The organism is Streptomyces sp. NPDC049040 (assembly GCF_043197715.1).
Taxonomy (GTDB): Bacteria; Actinomycetota; Actinomycetes; order Streptomycetales; family Streptomycetaceae; genus Actinacidiphila.
In genome coordinates, this window is record NZ_JBICTO010000009.1 from 211,211 (window position 1) to 228,040 (window position 16,830).

18 protein-coding genes are annotated in these 16,830 nt (G+C 71.4%); 9 read left to right on the forward strand and 9 right to left on the reverse strand.

Annotated elements, in window-relative coordinates; genetic code table 11:
• Positions 1-136: 136 nt before the first annotated feature.
• Both ACGFMP_RS23490 and ACGFMP_RS23495 read right to left on the reverse strand, forming a co-directional pair.
• A complete protein-coding gene (locus ACGFMP_RS23490) occupies positions 137-394 on the reverse strand; it encodes a WhiB family transcriptional regulator (protein ID WP_031520293.1) in 258 nt (85 codons plus the stop codon).
• Between the two features lie 320 nt (positions 395-714).
• Entirely contained in the window at positions 715-1,683 is a 969-nt protein-coding gene (locus ACGFMP_RS23495) for a diacylglycerol/lipid kinase family protein (protein WP_393674903.1), read from the reverse strand.
• Positions 1,684-1,731: 48 nt separating this feature from the next.
• Between ACGFMP_RS23495 and ACGFMP_RS23500 the strand changes: the two genes are divergently transcribed.
• Complete coding sequence (locus ACGFMP_RS23500; RefSeq protein ID WP_393674904.1) at positions 1,732-2,163, forward strand: hypothetical protein; 432 nt, start codon at positions 1,732-1,734, stop codon at positions 2,161-2,163.
• 756 nt (positions 2,164-2,919) lie between these two features.
• On the opposite strand, the gene ACGFMP_RS23505 is transcribed toward ACGFMP_RS23500, so the two are convergent.
• The 4 genes from ACGFMP_RS23505 to ACGFMP_RS23520 form a co-directional block, all read right to left on the reverse strand.
• Positions 2,920-4,023, reverse strand: a complete 1,104-nt coding sequence (locus ACGFMP_RS23505) for a SigB/SigF/SigG family RNA polymerase sigma factor (RefSeq protein ID WP_393674905.1) — start codon at positions 4,021-4,023, stop codon at positions 2,920-2,922.
• Positions 4,024-4,130: 107 nt separating this feature from the next.
• The gene (locus ACGFMP_RS23510) at positions 4,131-4,544 is read right to left on the reverse strand and encodes an anti-sigma regulatory factor (RefSeq protein WP_033171796.1); all 414 of its coding nucleotides are present in this window, start codon (positions 4,542-4,544) and stop codon (positions 4,131-4,133) included.
• A 200-nt stretch (positions 4,545-4,744) separates the two neighbouring features.
• Positions 4,745-5,302 (reverse strand): GNAT family N-acetyltransferase, encoded by a 558-nt coding sequence (locus ACGFMP_RS23515; RefSeq protein ID WP_393674906.1) that lies wholly within the window; start codon positions 5,300-5,302, stop codon positions 4,745-4,747.
• 55 nt (positions 5,303-5,357) lie between these two features.
• Positions 5,358-6,260: a 1-aminocyclopropane-1-carboxylate deaminase/D-cysteine desulfhydrase gene (locus tag ACGFMP_RS23520; protein WP_393674907.1), complete on the reverse strand. Its 903-nt coding sequence runs from the start codon at positions 6,258-6,260 to the stop codon at positions 5,358-5,360.
• A gap of 127 nt (positions 6,261-6,387) precedes the next feature.
• Here ACGFMP_RS23520 and ACGFMP_RS23525 point away from each other — a divergent pair, with 127 nt between their 5' ends.
• Positions 6,388-7,305, forward strand: coding sequence for a MurR/RpiR family transcriptional regulator (locus tag ACGFMP_RS23525; RefSeq protein WP_393674908.1), 918 nt, complete (start codon positions 6,388-6,390; stop codon positions 7,303-7,305).
• A 150-nt stretch (positions 7,306-7,455) separates the two neighbouring features.
• Here the strand turns inward: ACGFMP_RS23525 and ACGFMP_RS23530 are convergent, their stop codons facing one another.
• On the reverse strand, positions 7,456-9,483 hold the full coding sequence (locus ACGFMP_RS23530) for an N-acetylmuramoyl-L-alanine amidase (RefSeq protein ID WP_393674910.1): 2,028 nt from the start codon (positions 9,481-9,483) through the stop codon (positions 7,456-7,458).
• 192 nt (positions 9,484-9,675) lie between these two features.
• Here ACGFMP_RS23530 and ACGFMP_RS23535 point away from each other — a divergent pair, with 192 nt between their 5' ends.
• On the forward strand, positions 9,676-10,125 hold the full coding sequence (locus tag ACGFMP_RS23535; protein WP_393674991.1) for a MerR family transcriptional regulator: 450 nt from the start codon (positions 9,676-9,678) through the stop codon (positions 10,123-10,125).
• A complete protein-coding gene (gene trxA / locus ACGFMP_RS23540) occupies positions 10,122-10,457 on the forward strand; it encodes a thioredoxin (RefSeq protein ID WP_393674912.1) in 336 nt (111 codons plus the stop codon). The genes ACGFMP_RS23535 and trxA overlap by 4 nt, the downstream gene beginning before the upstream one ends.
• A 289-nt stretch (positions 10,458-10,746) precedes the next feature.
• Here the strand turns inward: trxA and ACGFMP_RS23545 are convergent, their stop codons facing one another.
• A complete protein-coding gene (locus ACGFMP_RS23545; RefSeq protein ID WP_393674913.1) occupies positions 10,747-11,967 on the reverse strand; it encodes an NADP-dependent malic enzyme in 1,221 nt (406 codons plus the stop codon).
• Between the two features lie 412 nt (positions 11,968-12,379).
• On the opposite strand from ACGFMP_RS23545, the gene ACGFMP_RS23550 reads away from it, so the two are divergent.
• From ACGFMP_RS23550 to ACGFMP_RS23565, 4 genes are all read left to right on the forward strand, one after another.
• Complete coding sequence (locus ACGFMP_RS23550; RefSeq protein WP_393674914.1) at positions 12,380-13,357, forward strand: ABC transporter substrate-binding protein; 978 nt, start codon at positions 12,380-12,382, stop codon at positions 13,355-13,357.
• Between the two features lie 82 nt (positions 13,358-13,439).
• On the forward strand, positions 13,440-14,309 hold the full coding sequence (locus ACGFMP_RS23555; RefSeq protein WP_393674992.1) for an amino acid ABC transporter permease: 870 nt from the start codon (positions 13,440-13,442) through the stop codon (positions 14,307-14,309).
• A gap of 71 nt (positions 14,310-14,380) precedes the next feature.
• On the forward strand, positions 14,381-15,133 hold the full coding sequence (locus tag ACGFMP_RS23560) for an amino acid ABC transporter ATP-binding protein (RefSeq protein WP_393674993.1): 753 nt from the start codon (positions 14,381-14,383) through the stop codon (positions 15,131-15,133).
• A gap of 115 nt (positions 15,134-15,248) precedes the next feature.
• The gene (locus tag ACGFMP_RS23565; protein WP_393674915.1) at positions 15,249-15,878 is read left to right on the forward strand and encodes a CGNR zinc finger domain-containing protein; all 630 of its coding nucleotides are present in this window, start codon (positions 15,249-15,251) and stop codon (positions 15,876-15,878) included.
• Here the strand turns inward: ACGFMP_RS23565 and sodX are convergent.
• Complete coding sequence (sodX, locus tag ACGFMP_RS23570; protein WP_393674916.1) at positions 15,782-16,207, reverse strand: nickel-type superoxide dismutase maturation protease; 426 nt, start codon at positions 16,205-16,207, stop codon at positions 15,782-15,784. The two genes, ACGFMP_RS23565 and sodX, sit on opposite strands and share 97 nt — an antisense overlap.
• A gap of 138 nt (positions 16,208-16,345) precedes the next feature.
• Here sodX and sodN point away from each other — a divergent pair, with 138 nt between their 5' ends.
• Positions 16,346-16,741: a superoxide dismutase, Ni gene (gene sodN, locus ACGFMP_RS23575; RefSeq protein WP_033171806.1), complete on the forward strand. Its 396-nt coding sequence runs from the start codon at positions 16,346-16,348 to the stop codon at positions 16,739-16,741.
• Positions 16,742-16,830 lie beyond the last annotated feature (89 nt).

Genomic DNA, 16,830 nt, shown 5'->3' on the forward strand with positions numbered 1-16,830 from the left:
ATCCGCGGCCCGGCGGCGGCCGGTGCCCCAGGCACGCGAAAGCCCCCGTACCGTCATTGGTACGGGGGCTTTCGGATGCTGCGTGCTGCGCGTGTGACAGGTGCTGCGCGCTGCGGCTCGGTGGGAAGGCTGCGCGTCAGGCGCTGGCGTTGCGGGCCCGGTTGCGGGCGGCGCGGCGCTTCATTGCGCGACGCTCGTCCTCGCTGAGGCCACCCCAGACACCGGCGTCCTGGCCGCTCTCCAGCGCCCACTGCAGGCACTGCTCCATGACGGGGCAGCGGCGGCAGACGGCCTTGGCTTCCTCGATCTGCAGCAGCGCAGGACCGGTGTTGCCGATGGGGAAGAAGAGCTCGGGGTCTTCCTCGCGGCAAACGGCGCGGTGACGCCAGTCCATGGCTGCTCCAACTCCTTGTGTGACAAGCACGTTGCTTGTGAATGTGAACGCTTTCACGAATCCCTTCACAGCGAACGGGACGCCACCCAGTCTTCACTGGTGCAGTCCCGCTGGTGTGAGGTGGAAGATTCGGGCTCTCAAGGGGGCCGGTTGGTCGGCCGTCCCGATCGCCACCTAGAGACTCGCAAACCTCGGCGGGAGATACAACCCCTTCAGGAAAGTTTTTTTTGATTCCTCGGTGTCGCCTCGATCACAGCCGTACTTCCATGGGGTGCAGGGCAGTCTAAACGTTCGAGTAAAAGGACTTTAGGCTCTTCCACTTACACAATCACACGCAGTGCACGGCGTACGCCTGTGAAGGTCGCGCTCGTACGCAGCCCGAGGTGGTCACCATCCACCTGAAACGGCAGTGCCGCCTGCGATTGCAAGGTGAAGTCCGTCAGATCGTGCAGGGCCAGCGTGTGCTTCCCGCGCGGCCCGCGCTCCGGAGTGGAACGGAGCAGTTGCGCCGCGTAGCGTGTGCCCGACAAAGTGGACATCTTGCTGACACCCAGCAGGTCAAGCGCGGTGTCGAAGGACGCCTCGGGGGAGGCGTACACCGGCCTGTTGCCGAGATACGTCCACGGCGCGGTGTTGCACACTATCGCCGTCGTCAGACCGGCCACCGGCTCCTCGCCCGGACACTCCACCGTGATCGTGCCGTGCCTGCGGTGCGGGTCGGCCACGAACTGCCGCGCCACCTGGCGCAGATACAGCGCATGCGTCGACCGCTTGCCCAACTCCCGCTGCTGCTCCACCCGGCCCACCACGCCGGCATCGAAGCCGAAGCCCGCGCAGAAGGTGAACCAGCGGTCGGGCACCCCCTCGTCCTCGGTGCCCGGCGTCCCGCTCACCAGCCCCAGGCCGACCGTGCGCGAGGAGCGGACGCGCAGCGCGTCCAGCAGGGCGCCGGTCGCCTCCACCGCGTCGTTGGGCAGCCCCAGGGCGCGCGCGAAGACGTTGGTCGAGCCGCCTGGCACCACCGCGAGCTGCGGCAGGGCGTCCGGGTCGGGTCCGTGGTGCAGCAGGCCGTTGACGATCTCGTTGACCGTGCCGTCGCCGCCGAGCGACACCACGAGCTCGACCTCACCGCCCTCCACCGCCCGGCGGGCCAGATCCCGCGCGTGCCCGCGGTACTCGGTGGTCGCGACCTCCAGCTTCAGATCACTGGCCAGTGCGGTGCTGATCACGTCACGCACCCGCGCGCTGGTGGTGGTCGCGGCAGGATTGACGACGAGAAGAGCGCGCATGCCCGATAGCGTACCTACCGTTTTTCGCATCGGGCTACGCTGAGTGGTGTGAGCCAGACCCCCCTCGACCCCTCGCCCGAGCCCTCAGCGGCCGCCCAGGCGCCGGACGCGGCCCCGACCCCGCGGCTTATCGCCGCCGCCGCCATCGCCGGCCTCGAAGGGCTCGCGGTCGCCGCGTGGGGTGTCACGATGTTCTTCACCGACAGCGACAACGCCGTGCTCGCGGGGCTGACCGTGCTGGTGATGGCCGCGCTGCCGCTGGCCGCCGCGTACGGGCTGCGCAAGGCGCGGCGGTGGAGCCGCGGGCCCGCGCTGATCATGCAGCTGCTGATCGTGCCGATCGCCTGGACGATGCTGCACTCCTCCGGAGCGGTGGTGTGGGGCGGCGTCCTGCTCGGCGCCCTCGCGGCCGCCGGGCTCGTCTGCCTCGTCCACCCGTCGACCACCGACGCACTCGGCATCCGCCGCACCTCCCCCTGACGGGCGGTGCCCCTTCAGAGGCGCGTGGGGGCACCCCCAGGCGAAGCCCTGGGGGAGAACGGCGCGACAAGCCCCCGCCGGGGCGCGGGTCGTCACGGTCCCGGGGGGGCTGTTGCTGTCGCACACGGACCACCGGCCGGTGGCCGGTTGCCCGCGCCGTTCCCCGCGCCCCTGGGGGTTGCCGCCTTCCGCAAGGGCGCCCCACAGGGCGTGAGGACTTGCTGTGGTGTGGCGACGGACCGCCGCCACCCCAGGGGCGCGTGGGGGCACCCCCAGGCGAAGCCCTGGGGGAGAACGGAGCGACAAGCCCCCGCCGGGGGTGCGGGTCGTCTCCGGCCGAAAGGGGCTGTTGCTGTCGTATCCGGGCCACCGGCCGGTGGCCGGTTGCGCGCGCCGTTCCGCCCCCAGAGCTTCGCCTGGGGGTACCCCCAGCGCCCCTGGGGGTTGCCGCCTTCCGCAAGGGCGCCCCACAGGGCCGCGTGGGGGCACCCCCAGGCGAAGCGCTGGGGGAGAACGGAGCGGCCAGCCGCGTACGGCCGTCACGTGGCGACGACCGCCGCCACCTCAGGGGCGCGGGGAACTGCGCGACAAGCCCCCACCGGGGGCGCGGGTCGCTCCGTCCCGAAGGGGCTGTTGCTGTCGCACACGGACCACGGGCCGGTGGCCGGTTGCGCGCGCAGTTCCGCCCCCAGAGCTTCGCCTGGGGGTTGCCGCCTTCCGCAGGGGGCGCCCCTGCCGAGGGGAACCCGGGAGGGGCTATTCCTCGATCAAGAGCTTGTCGCGGAGTTGCGCGAGGGTCCGCGCCAGGAGGCGCGAGACGTGCATCTGGGAGATGCCGACCTCCTGCGCGATCTGCGACTGCGTCATGTTCCCGAAGAACCGCAGCAGCAGAATCGTCTTCTCCCGCGGCGGCAGCTGTTCGAGCAGCGGCTTGAGGGATTCGCGGTACTCGACGCCCTCCAGCGCCTCGTCCTCGGAGCCGAGGGTGTCGGCCACAGCCGGCGACTCGTCGTCGGTGTCGGGCACGTCCAGCGACAGCGTGCTGTAGGCGTTCGCCGACTCCAGCCCTTCGAGGACCTCCTCCTCGGAGATCTTGAGGTGCTCGGCCAGCTCGTGGACGGTCGGCGCGCGGCCGTGCCGTTGCGACAGTTCGCCGGTCGCGGTGGTGAGGGCGAGCCGCAGCTCCTGGAGCCGGCGCGGCACCCGTACCGCCCAGCCCTTGTCGCGGAAGTGGCGCTTGATCTCACCGACCACCGTCGGCGTCGCGTATGTGGAGAACTCCACCCCGCGGTCGACGTCGAAGCGGTCCACCGACTTGATCAGCCCGATGGTGGCGACCTGGGTGAGGTCGTCGAGCGGCTCGCCGCGGTTGCGGAAGCGCCGGGCCAGGTGCTCGACCAGCGGCAGATGCATCCGGACCAGCTGGTTGCGCAGCTCCGCGCGCTCGGGGGAGCCCTCCGGGAGCCCCCTGAGCTCGACGAAGAGCGCCCGTGCGCCGGCCCTGTCGTGCGGGTCGTGCGCCGCCGGCTGCTCCTCCGGCTCCGCCTGCTGCCCTGGTTGCTGTCCGGCTTGCGGCGCGTCCGGCTCGTCCTGCTGCTTCTCCGGTCGCTTCCCGGCCGGCTGGTCCGGCTGCTGCTCCATCGTTCTCGCCTGCTCCGCCGCGTCCATTGCGTCCCTACGGGTCTGCCCGCCCACGGGCTCGGGATGGGGCCTGGCCGCCTCGCCTGCCGCCTGCGGCCGCCCGACCGGACCCGCGGGGTCCGGCTGCTGGGCGGGTACGGACGCGCGACCGCGCGCCGCGGGCACGTCGTGCTCCGCGGGTGTGCCGGGGTTCTCCCCCCGGGACAGCTCAGCACTCATGGCGATTCCCCGTCTTCCTGCACGGTTGTACCCTCACCGGCCCGCAGGTGGACCGGGACACGCTGACCCTGACGACGTCGGCGGCGGCGCCGCCCTGTCCGCGACCCTCACGACAGCCCTGGAACGGCGCCGCGCTTCTTGTGCAGGCTGATGCTGACCGTCTTGTCCTCGGCCACGGTGGAGTCCACCTCGCCGGCCAGTGCGGACAGCACCGTCCAGGCGAAGGTGTCGCGCTCCGGCGCCCGGCCGTCGGTGGTCGGCGCCGCGACCGTGACCCACAGCGAGTCCCCGACCAGCCGGAACACGCAGCTCAACACGCTTCCGGGTACCGCCTGCTGCAACAGGATCGCGCACGCCTCGTCGACGGCGATCCGCAGATCCTCGATTTCGTCGAGGGTGAAGTCCAATCGGGCCGCGAGACCGGCCGTGGCCGTCCGCAAGACCGACAGATACGCCCCCGCCGCGGGCAGCCGGACCTCGACGAAGTCCTTCGACCCGGGCTCGCCTGCGCTCTGGGACACCCTCACCTCCAAGGTGGCACACAGTGATTGCTCTGGTTCGCAGCGACGCTATCGCGATCCGCGCCCTGATGTCGCCCGGACGGAGCACGGTCGCCGCCATGGGCGAGCCGGCCCGCGGGCCTTCCAGGGGCGGGAAGCGATTCCGTCCTGTCACCCATGGTAAGCGCATGGGCACGGACCGTGGGTAGCTCTCCGAGGTCTCAATTCGCATGCGAATTCGTCCGGTTGTCCGACCGGCCGTGCGAACGGCCGGTGGCGGCCGCGTCCGCGGCACCCCCGCCCGCCTGCGCGGCCAGTGCCGCGAGGGCCGGGCCGGTCAGGCGCTGCACGGTCCACTCGTCCTGCGGCAGGGCGCCGATCGAGCGGTAGACCCCGAGCGCCTTCTCGTTCCAGTCGAGCACGGACCACTCGAAACGCGACCAGCCGCGCTCGGTGCAGATCGCGGCGAGCGCGGCGAGCAGCGCCTTGCCGTGGCCCGCGCCGCGCGCCTGCGGGCGTACGTACAGGTCCTCCAGATAGAGGCCGGCGGTGCCGGTCCAGGTGGAGAAGTTGCGGAACCACAGCGCGAAGCCGGCCGGCTCACCCGTCGTGTCGTCGGCCGCGATCAGCGCGTGGGCGACCGGATCGGGGCCGAAAAGCGCGGTGCGCAACTGCTCCTCGGTGCCCTTCGCCTCGCTCAGCGCCCTCTCGTAGTCGGCGAGTTCGCGGATCAGGGCGTGCAGGACCGGCAGGTCGGCGGGGGTCGCGGCGCGGATCATGCCACCAGGTTACGTTCGGGTGATGTGACCGGCGTAAGGGGCGCACGGGAGCACGTCATCCCGTGATCACCGCAGCCACCCGGGTGCCCGGCGGGAAGGCGCCGGCGCAGGCCAGCGTCACCACCCCGTGCAGCATCTTCGCCACGTAGACCCGCTCGGGGTCGAGGCCGTGCCGCCGCGCGAAGTCCGCGGCGAACTCCTCGAGGGCGGGGCTGGTCCTGGCGAAGCCGCCGTGGTGGAAGCGGTCGTCGAGCCGCCAGCGCCCCCTGCGCCCGCCGAAGGCGTCCTGCTGGAGCCGCAGCACGTCGCCGGCCAGGAACGCGCCCCCGCGCAGCACCGGGAAGCCGATCGCCTCCGGGCCGTCCCCCGGCCCGTCCGCGAGCCCCGCGGCCAGCCCCGCGAGGGTGCCGCCGGTACCGCAGGCCACCGCCACCACGTCCGCGGCGCCGCGCAGCTCCCGGCCCAGGTCCGCGCACCCCACGGCCGCCGCCGCGTTCGACCCGCCCTCGGGAAGGACGTACGCGCGGCCGTGCCGGTCGAGCAGCGCCGCCAGCACCTCGGGCTCGGCCTTGCGGCGGTAGGTCGCCCGATCGACGAAATCCAGCCGCATGCCGTCGGCCGCGGCCGCGGCGAGCGAGGGGTTCAGCGGGCGGTCCGCAAGCTCGTCGCCCCGCACCACCCCGACCGTGCGCAGCCCGAGCAGCCGCCCGGCCGCGGCGACCGCCCGCACGTGGTTGGAGTAGGCGCCGCCGAACGTCAGCAGCGTGTCGTGGCCGGCCGCCACGGCGGCGGCCAGATTCAGCCGCAGCTTGCGGAACTTGTTGCCCGGCAGGTCCGGGTGGATCAGGTCGTCCCGCTTGAGCAGCAGCCGCACCCCATGCCGGGAGAGCCGGTCGTCGGCGACCTCGGCCAGCGGCGACGGCGGTCGCGGTTCCAGGAGTGACGGTGCGGCACACACACGGCCATTGTCACCCGGACGTGTGACATCCACCGCGTGGGGCGGCCGTTCCCCGTGCGCCGTCCAGGGAACGGGATTCTTCACCCCCGGGTCCCAGAAGGGTGTTTCGCGGTGCATGCTTTGTCTCGTGTACCAAATAGTCCAGGAGTCACCGACCGACCGATCATGGGACGCCACTGCGCCCAGTGACTCGGCCGACGCGCTCACCGCCATGGTGCGGGGGCTGCTGCCCTCGCTCACCCCCGCCGCCGCCAGGATCGCCTCCCTCATCGTGGAGGACCCGGCACAGGTCGCCCGCAGCACCATCTCGGAACTCAGCGCGCTCGCCGGGACGAGCGAGTCGTCCATCGTGCGGACCGCCAGGGCGCTCGGCTTCGCCGGGTACCCCGAACTGCGCCTCGCCCTCGCCGCGTCCGCCGCGCGACAGGCGCCGCGCTCCACGCTCAGCGCCGGGATCACCCAGGAGGACTCGGCGGCGGAGGTCATCGCCAAGCTCGTCCACACCGAGTCGCAGGCCGTCCAGGAGACGGCGACGCAGCTGGATCCCGCGGAGCTGGACGCCGCCGTCAGGGCGGTCTGCGGCGGCGGGCAGCTGCATATCGCCGGAGTCGGCGCTTCCGGGCTCGTCGCCCAGGACCTCCAGCAGAAGCTGGCCCGCATCGGGCGGCCCTGCCACGCGCACGGGGACTCGCAGTCCGCGCTCACCAGCGCGGTGCTGCTGGGACCCGGGGACGTCTTCCTCGCGGTCTCGCACTCCGGTGAGAGCCGCGACGTGCTCGAACCGCTGCGGCGGGCCTCCGCCGAGGGGGCGACCACGGTGGTGATCACGAACCACCCGCTCTCGACGGCCGCGCGGCTCGCCGACCACGTGCTCGTCTCGGCCGGGCGCGAGACCACCTTCAGACCGGGGGCCATGGCCTCCCGGATCAGCCAGCTCGTCGTGGTCGACTGCCTCTTCGTCTGCGTCGCGCAGCGCACGTACGACACCTCCAGCCGCGCGCTGCGGCTCACCCACGAGGCCCTGGAGTCCGACCGCCCCGCCTGACGAGCACGAACGCGGCGCCTGACGACCGCACCGCCCGACGCCCGCTGCAGCCGGCCGGCCTGCCCCGGAAAGCGTGAGCCCTCCCCCATGAAGGGCTCGCGCTTTCCGTGGCACCCGCGGGGGCGCGCGGAACGCCCCCGCGGGACCGCGTCAGCGCGCGGCCGGGACCACGTCCACGTCCGCCGCGTTCACGAAGGCGACCCGGTGGTTGTAGACGATCTCGTACACCTTCGTCTTCCCGACGAAGTCGTGCTGGTCGTAGGGCGCCGATCCGTCGTAGTTGATCGCGAAGTAGGAGTCGGTGGCGACGGCGGGGCCCGCCGCCACGTAGGACTGCCCTGCCGGGATCGAGTACTTGGCGCGGGCCAGCTGCGGCCTGGGCGCGACGCCGCCCTCGAAGGCGACGAAGTCGGCGGGGTAGACCGAGGCCTCGGGGTAGGCCGTGGTGTAGACGGGGACGGACGCGACGCCCGGCTTGGGCACGATGCGGGCGGCCCGCACCGGCACCGTGGCGGGGTGCGCGGCGGAGTCCTGGAGCCAGGCCTCGGTACCGCCCCACCAGATCGCGGTCCAGCCGGGCGCCCGGTCGGCGACGACGTACTGCTCACCGGCGGGGGCCTTGTCGCCCCAGTCGTTCATCGCGGCGGTCCCGGCGGAGCCGTCCGGGTGCAGGTACGGGTCGGCGACCAGCGGGGCCGAGGTGCTCGGCGCGGTGTGCAGGGGGACGAAGGAGGCCGGCGCGTCCTGCGAGGCCACCGGGCAGTCGAAGCTGCGGTAGGGGCCGGGGAACTGCTTGTAGCCCTGGACGTCGTCGCAGTAGGTCGTGGACTGCGGGTTGCGGGCGTAGCCCGGCTTGATCGCCACCACGTCCGAGCCCGCGGGGGCGGTGGCCCGGATCGGCGCGCCGAGCAGGTCGAAGAAGTGCTCCCAGTCCCAGCCGGGGCCCGGGTCCCAATGCTGGGTGGCGACGCCGGCCTCGGTGCCGCCGGGCACGTTGTCGTGCCCGAGGATGTGCGCGCGGTCCAGCGGGATGTCGTACTTCGCAGCGAGGTAGCGCACCAGCGACGCGGTGGAGCGGTAGAGGTTCTCGCTGAACCAGGCGGCACCGTGCGTCGCCCAGCCCTCCTGCTCGATGCCGATGGAGTGCTGGTAGAAGGACCGGTTGGCGCTGTCCCAGGCGATGTCCTTGGTCGGGATCATCTGGGTGACCTGGCCGTCCTGGGAGCGGACGACGTAGTGGGCGCCGGCCGCGTAGGTCGGGTCGCGGAAGAGGTCGAGCGTGCCGTCGTAGGTCTCGTCGGTGCTGTGCAGGGTGATGTAGCGGATGTCGAGGTCGCCGTTCGGGCGGTCGGCCAGGTCGTGGCTGCCGTAGTCGGCGAGGTTCGACGGGTCGAGCAGCGTGTAGGCGCCGGGGATGACGTCGCAGTGCAGCGACTTGGGGCACTCCGCTGGGGTGTCGCTGCGCGGCGGGGTGACCTCGGTCAGCCCCAGTTTGCGCACGTCGCCGCGGTCGGGGTGCAGGTGGCGGACCGGGGCCAGGGTGATCAGCTGGCCGTCCGCTGTGGTGCGGGAGGCGCCCGCGGTCATGGTGGACCACACGCCGTCGGCGAAGGCCTGGGCGACCTTGTCCTCGGTGGACTGGCTGTAGCGGGCCGCGGCGGCGTACCAGCCGTCGGTGGTGCGCGGCAGCCTGCCGTGGCCGTAGCCCTTCGCGTAGGAGGCGAGCAGGGCCGCACCGCCGCGGATGTTCTGCACCTCGTCGCCGGTCACGTCCGCGGTGGTCGTGCCCAGCAGGCGGGCCGCGGCCGCCGCGGTGTGCTCGGCGGGGGCGGTGAGCAGGTCGGCGTAGCGCGGCGACTGCGTGCTCAGGCCGTCCGCGTCCAGCGTCGCGGCGGTGAGGTCGGTGAGGTCCATCGGGCCGTGGCCCGCGGCGGCGTCGGGCTGCCCGGCGTGCGCCTCCCAGCGGGTCTCGTAGTACGACACCGCTTCGAGCACGGGCAGGGGTACACCGAACTCCCGCGCCGCCGCGGTGAATTCCGCCTGCCTTGCGGACTGCGGGTCGGCGGCGCGCGCCGCGGTCGCGGTGACGGCGGTCGCCGACAGGCCGGCCAGCAGGGACAGGGCGGCGGCCAGTGACAGGGTGCGCCGGCGGCGGGTGGGTCCGTTCGGGCGGTGCATTCAGGCTCCTCGCGTTGCGGGTGGTGCGTGCATGGAGAGAAGTGCTGGGCGCAGCCTGCCGAGATCTGCTGGAAGTCAGCAACTCCCGGTGCGTAAATCCTGAAAGTTTTTGCCAACCCCTGGTCCCGGCCCCGGACTCCGCGCAAAACAGGGCTGGCCCTGACGCGTACGTCAAGGTCTACCGTCGTGACCATGCGCATCGGCGAACTCGCGGAACGCGCCGGCACCACGCCGCGAACGCTCCGCTACTACGAATCCCTCGGCCTGCTGCCGCCGGCCGACCGCGCGGGCAACGGCTACCGCAGCTACGGGGAGGAGCACCTGCGGATGCTGGAGCAGATCCGCACCCTCCAGGAGTACGGCTTCGGCCTGGAGGAGACCCGGCCGTTCGTGGAGTGCCTGCGAGCCGGGCACGCGGCGGGGGACACCTGCGCCGCCTCGCTCGCGGTCTACCGCAGCAAGCTGGCGGAGATCGACGCGTGGGTGGACCGGCTGACCTCGGTGCGCGCCGAGGTCGCCGCCCAACTGCTGCGGGCCGAGCGGGAGGCGGGCGCGGCCGGGGGCGACGTCGCCGCGGAACCGCTGTGCGAACTGACCGCCGCTCATGCCGAGCGGCACGACGAGGGGACTTCCACGCCATGACCACCACCCGGAGTGCGGTACCGACCGTGACCGATGCGACCTTCGCCGCCGAGGTGCTGGCCGGTGAGCTGCCGGTGCTCGTCGAGTTCACCGCCGCCTGGTGCCCGCCCTGCCGGATGATCGCCCCGGTCCTGGAGGAGATCGCGGTGGAGGAGGCGCACCGGCTGCGCATCGTCCAGCTCGACGTGGACACCAACCCGGCCACCCAGGCCGCCTACGGTGTGATGTCCATGCCGACGCTGCTGCTCTTCCGCGGCGGTGAGCCGGTGAAGGTCATGGTGGGCGCCCGCCCGAAGCGCCGGCTGCTCCAGGAACTCGCCGACGAGGTCTGAGCCCCGATCGCCCGTGTCCCATGCCCCCGTGGCCCCGCGTGCCGACTCACCCGGCGCCGCCGCCCCCGCGGCGGTGCGGGCCGTGCTCCCCCCTCCGGAGCACGACGGGAAACACCCCCGCTCGCCGGTACGGGGGGCCGGGCGAACGGGGGTGCTCCGTGACCCGGCGTCACGCCGGGCATACATATGAGGGCTTGGACGCCCAGAGTGTGACGGCTTCCGGTGTGACGCTCGTCACATCGAAAGCCGAACGGCCGGTGTCCCGCGGGACACCGGCCGTTCGCGCAGGTCAGCGCCTGGCGACACCTTCCGCGCGAGCCGCGGCCGCGACCGCGGCGGTCACGGCGGGCGCGACCCGGGCGTCGAAGGGCGACGGGATCACGCAGTCCGCGCTCAACTCGTCGGCGACCACGTCGGCCAGCGCCGCGGCGGCCGCGAGCTTCATGCCCTCGGTGATGGCCGAGGCGCGCACCTGGAGGGCGCCGGCGAAGATGCCGGGGAAGGCCAGCACGTTGTTGATCTGGTTGGGGAAGTCGCTGCGCCCGGTGGCGACCACCGCGGCGTAGCGGTGCGCGACCTCGGGGTGGATCTCCGGGGTCGGGTTGGCCATCGCGAAGACGAAGGCGCCTTTCGCCATCGTGGCGACCGCGGACTCCGCGACCGTACCGCCGGACACGCCGATGAAGACGTCGGCGCCGGCCAGCGCCGAGTCCAGAGATCCGGTCAGCCCGGCCCGGTTCGTATACGAAGCCAGCTCGCGCTTCACCGGGTTGAGGTCGTCGCGGTCCTCGTGGACCACGCCCTTGCGGTCGGTGACGGCGACATCGCCGATGCCCGCCTCCAGCAGGATCTTCGCGATGGCGACCCCGGCCGCGCCGGCGCCCGAGATGACGGCCCGCAGGGTGCCGATGTCCCGGCCGGTCAGCTTCGCCGCGTTGCGCAGCGCGGCCAGCGTCACGACCGCGGTGCCGTGCTGGTCGTCGTGGAAGACCGGGATGTCCAGCCGCTCCACGAGCCGCCGTTCGATCTCGAAGCAGCGCGGCGCGGAGATGTCCTCCAGGTTCACCCCGCCGAAGGACGGCGCGAGCCGGACCACGGTCTCCACGATCTCGTCCACGTCGGTGCAGGCCAGTGCGATCGGCACCGCGTCCACCCCGCCGAACTGCTTGAAGAGGATCGCCTTGCCCTCCATCACCGGCAGCGACGCCTCCGGGCCGATGTCGCCCAGCCCCAGCACCGCGGTCCCGTCCGTGACGACGGCGACGACCTGGGACTTCCAGGTGTAGTCGTGCACCAGCTCGGGCTGTTCCGCGATGGCGGTGCAGACCTCCGCCACTCCGGGGGTGTACGCGAGCGACAGGTCGGCGGCGTCGCGCACCGGCACGGTGGAGGTGATCTCCATCTTGCCGCCGCGGTGCAGCGCGAACACCGGATCGAGGGGGATGTCGTCCGTATCGCCTTCAGTGCCCGAACCGCCGTCGATTCGAGGGTTGACGGTCTCCGTTGCCACTTTTGACCCCTTTGTCATAGATGAGGGAGATTACTCGCCCCGAGGCGCGGAGCAAGGTGGGCTCGACGTCCGTGTCACCTGTGACGAGTGAGCGAAGGGGGACAGGGACGCCTGGTGCGCCGCACGCGCACCGGCCCCGGATGAGGGGTGGGGATCCGTTCTACCGGAAGACTCTTTAAGGTCACTAAAGCGAATCGATCCGCCCTGGTCGGCGGGGCTCCATCGTGGTCCTGCCGTGGTGTGCCGGCCCGATGGGAGCCCGGGGATCGCCCGTTATCCGATTTTGACACAACGGGGAGCCCGGTCGGCGCTGTCCGGATGGCAAGATGCACAGATCACACACGGTGGCGGCACTCGAAGGCGTGTGCCAACCCGCCCGCACGACACCTCACCTCTTCAGGAGGACTCAGCGATGACCGCACGCACGACCAGGCGTACCACCGCCCTTTCCCGGCTCAGCGCGGTCGCCGCCGTTGCGGTCGCCGGCACCCTGGTGCTCACCGGGTGCGGCGACCAGACCAAGAAGGACGACGCGGCGCCCTCCACGAGCGCCGCCGGTGCCGGTGCCGGCGCCACGACCAGCGCGACTCCGGATTCGCTGTTCTCCCAGCTGCCGAAGACGATCCAGGACTCCAAGGTGATCCAGGTCGGCACCGACGCCTCGTACCCCCCCATGGAGCAGAGCCAGGGCGGCTCGATCGTCGGCATCGACCCGGACCTCGGGGCGGCGCTGGGCGAGAAGCTCGGCGTGACGTTCAAGTTCACCAACGGCACGTTCGACGGCCTGATCACCTCGCTGCAGACCGGCCGGTCGAACATCGTGATGTCCGCTATGAGCGACACCAAGGCCCGCCAGGACGGACTGGACGACAAGGGCAAGAAGATCGGCACCGGCGTCGACTTCGTCGACTACTACAACTCCGGTTCCTCGCTGCTGGTGCAGAAGGGCAACCCTAAGGGCGTCAAGGCGCTCGGGGACCTGTGCGGCATGACCGTCGCAGTGCAGCGCGGCACGATCTACGAGACCGCGTTCAAGAAGCAGAAGACCGCGTGCGGCAGCAAGGGCCTGACCATCCAGGCGTTCGACACCGACGCCCAGGCGCAGACCCGCGTCAAGGCCGGCGGCGCCGTCGCCGACCTCAACGACACCCCGGTGGCCGCCTACATCGCCCAGACCTCGGGCAAGGGCGCCGACTTCGAGGTGGCAGGCGCGCCGTCCGACGCCGGGCCCTTCGGCATCGCGGTGAGCAAGAGCGACACCCAGCTGCGGGACGCGCTGAAGGCCGCCATGGACGCGATCGTCGCCGACGGCACCTACGCCAAGATCCTGCAGAAGTGGAACGCCACCACCGGCGCGATCACCACCGTCGCGATCAACGGCGGCTCGTGACGTGAGCGGGACGACGGCCGGCCGTACCCCGGAAGGTACGGCCGGCCCCCACGACAAGGCGCCCGCGAGCCCCTACGAGGCGATCCGGGCGGTCCCGGTACGCCACTACGGCCGGTGGGCAGCCGCCGTCGTCGTGGTGGCGCTGCTCGCCTGGCTGGGCTACGGCTTCTCGCAGGGCAAGATCATCTGGAGCTCGGTCGGCGACAAGCTCTTCGACCACACGGTGGTCACCGGTGTCTGGCACACCGTGCTCATCTCCGTGTGCGCGATGGCGATGGGCCTGGTGCTCGGCATGCTGTTCGCGGTCATGCGGCTGTCGAAGAACCCGGTCACCGGAGCCGTCGCCTGGCTGTACATCTGGTTCTTCCGCGGCACACCGGTCTACGTGCAGCTGCTGATGTGGTTCAACCTGTCGCTGATCTTCCACACGATCAACCTGATGCCGTTCTACAAGAACGACACGGTCGCCGTGATGACCCCCTTCGTGGCCGCCCTGCTGGGCCTCGGCCTCAACGAGGGCGCGTACATGGCGGAGATCGTCAGGGCCGGCATCCAGTCGGTGGACGAGGGCCAGACCGAGGCGTCGCACGCGCTGGGCATGACCGGCGCGCAGACCATGCGGCGGATCGTCCTCCCGCAGGCCATGCGGGTGATTATCCCGCCCACCGGCAACGAGTTCATCAACATGCTCAAGACGTCGTCGCTGGTGTCGGTCGTGCAGTATTCGGAACTGCTGCGCGCCACCTCCGACATCGGCACCGGCTCCAACGCGATCATGGAGATGTACTTCGTCGCGTCGATCTGGTACCTGGTGCTGACCAGCGTGTTCAGCGTCGGCCAGTTCTATCTGGAGCGGCGCTACGCCCGCGGCTCGCTGCGGTCGCTGCCGCTGACCCCGTGGCAGAAGGTCAGGGCCAACCTGACCACCCTGCGCCGACCGAAGGTGGCCTGATCATGAGCACACCCAACATGACCAAGCCGGTCGACCCGGTCGACCCGCCGGCCGGCGGCAGCGTCGAGCCGATGGTCAAGGCCGAGAACGTCCACAAGTCCTTCGGCGCCGCCCACATCCTCAAGGGCATCGACCTGGAGGTCGCACCGCGGGAGGTGTGCTGCCTGATCGGGCCCTCGGGCTCCGGCAAGTCCACCTTCCTGCGCTGCATCAACCACCTGGAGCAGATCAACGCCGGGCGGCTGTGGGTGGACGGCGACCTGGTCGGCTACCGGCAGCGCGGCGACCGGCTCCACGAGCTGCGCGACCGCGAGGTCGCCGCGAAGCGCCGGGACATCGGCATGGTCTTCCAGCGCTTCAACCTCTTCCCGCACATGACCGCGATCGAGAACGTCATGGAGGGCCCGGTCCAGGTCAAGCGGGAGACCAGGGCGGTCGCCAGGGAGCGGGCCGCCGGACTGCTCGAACGGGTCGGCCTGGCCGACAAGGCGGGCAGCTACCCGGCCCAGCTGTCCGGCGGCCAGCAGCAGCGGGTGGCGATCGCCCGGGCGCTGGCCATGGAGCCCAAGCTGATGCTCTTCGACGAGCCGACCTCCGCGCTCGACCCGGAGCTGGTCGGCGACGTGCTCGACGTCATGCGCGGTCTCGCCGAGGACGGCATGACCATGATCGTGGTCACCCACGAGATGGGCTTCGCCCGCGAGGTCGGCGACTCGCTGGTCTTCATGGACGACGGCGTGGTCGTGGAGTCGGGCCGCCCCCGCGAGGTGCTGGGCAAGCCGCAGCACGAGCGGACCAAGGCCTTCCTGTCCAAGGTGCTGTGACCGTGCCGGCCGGCGCCGCCGTGCCCGCGGAGGCCGCTTCGGTAATAGCCTGGACTCCGATCCGGCTGTTACCGGGGCCGGGCCGCACCCCGTAAAGGACCAAGAGGACACACCTGTGGATCTGGCCTACTACTCGGACTACGCCGTGCGCCTCGTCAACAGCGAGGAGCCGTTGCGCGGCACCGACGCGCTGACCTCGGTCGACGCCATACGCGAGCTCTTCGGTCCCGCCTCGCACGCCGGGTCCCGTGCCGCCGACGCGGACGTGGCCCGGCTGCGTGCCGTACGCACCCGGCTGCGCGGCGTGTTCGAGGCGGCGGACGAGGCGGACGAGGTCCGTGCGGTGGACCTGCTCAACGCCCTGATGCTGGAGTTCCCGGTCAGCCCGCAGATCTCCGGGCACGACCATCTCGACGCCACCGGCCGCCCCGACTGGCACATGCACCTCGCCGACCAGGCGGTCAACGCCACCGCGAGCTACTCGGCCACCGCCTGCATGGGCCTGGCCTTCCAGCTGACCACGCTCGGCGTGGACCGGCTCGGCATCTGCGAGGCCGCGCCCTGCAGGAACGCGTACGTCGACACCTCCACCAACAGGTCTCGCCGCTACTGCTCGGACCGCTGCGCGACCCGCGCCAACGTGGCCGCCTACCGGGCCCGCAAGCGCCTGGAGAACGACCGGTCGGGCCGCAGCGGCCGCACGCAGGACGCCGCCCACGACGCGACGCCTGCCACCGAGCGCTGAAGTTCACGCGGCGGCCGGAAGCGCCCTCTGGCCCGCGCCACCACCATGTCGTCCGGCACCGTGCCGAACTCCCTGCTGTCGTTCTCCACGAAGGTGTTGTCGCCCAGCACCCACCAGCCGCCCGCCCGGCGCTCCACCGCCCGCTTGACGATCAGCAGGTCCTGCTGCAACGGGTGTTTCATGACCACCACGTCGCCCTCGCGCACCAGCTCGGCGCCGCTGCTGATCTTCTGGATCAGCAGCCAGTCCCCGTGCAGCAGCGTGGGCGCCATCGACGGACCAGTGACCTCGACCAGCTGCCACGACAGCCTGGCCCCCTGCTCCCGCATTACCGCCTCCTGGCTCGTTCCTCCACCGGACCCAGGGTGACACCAGACTTTTGTCGCAAGCCAGCTGGGGCACCCGAGAAAACGACTCCTCCAGGGAGTAATGTCCCACCTGAAAGACGATCACGAGGAAGGACAGCCATGTTCACTCGCCTGTTCGCGCCCAAGGTGAAGGTAAGCGCACACTGCGACCTGCCCTGCGGCGTGTACGACCCGGCCCAGGCCCGCATCGAGGCCGAGTCCGTCAAGGCGGTCCAGGAGAAGTACCAGGCCAACGAGGACGCGGACTTCCGCACGCGTGCGGTGCTCATCAAGGAGCAGCGCGCCGAGCTGGCCAAGCACCACGTTTCGGTGCTGTGGAGCGACTACTTCAAGCCCCCGCACTTCGAGAAGTACCCCCAGCTCCACCAGTTGGTGAACGACACGCTCAAGGCGCTCAGCGCGGCGAAGGCCTCGAACGACCCGGCCACCGGGCAGAAGGCCCTCGACCTGATCGCGGAGATCGACAAGATCTTCTGGGAGACCAAGAAGGCCTGACACCTTCGCTCCCGCGGAGTCCGCACCGCGCCCGGCACCTCCCCCAGGGGAGGTGCCGGGCGCGGTCGTGCACTCGCATCCCCCTTGCG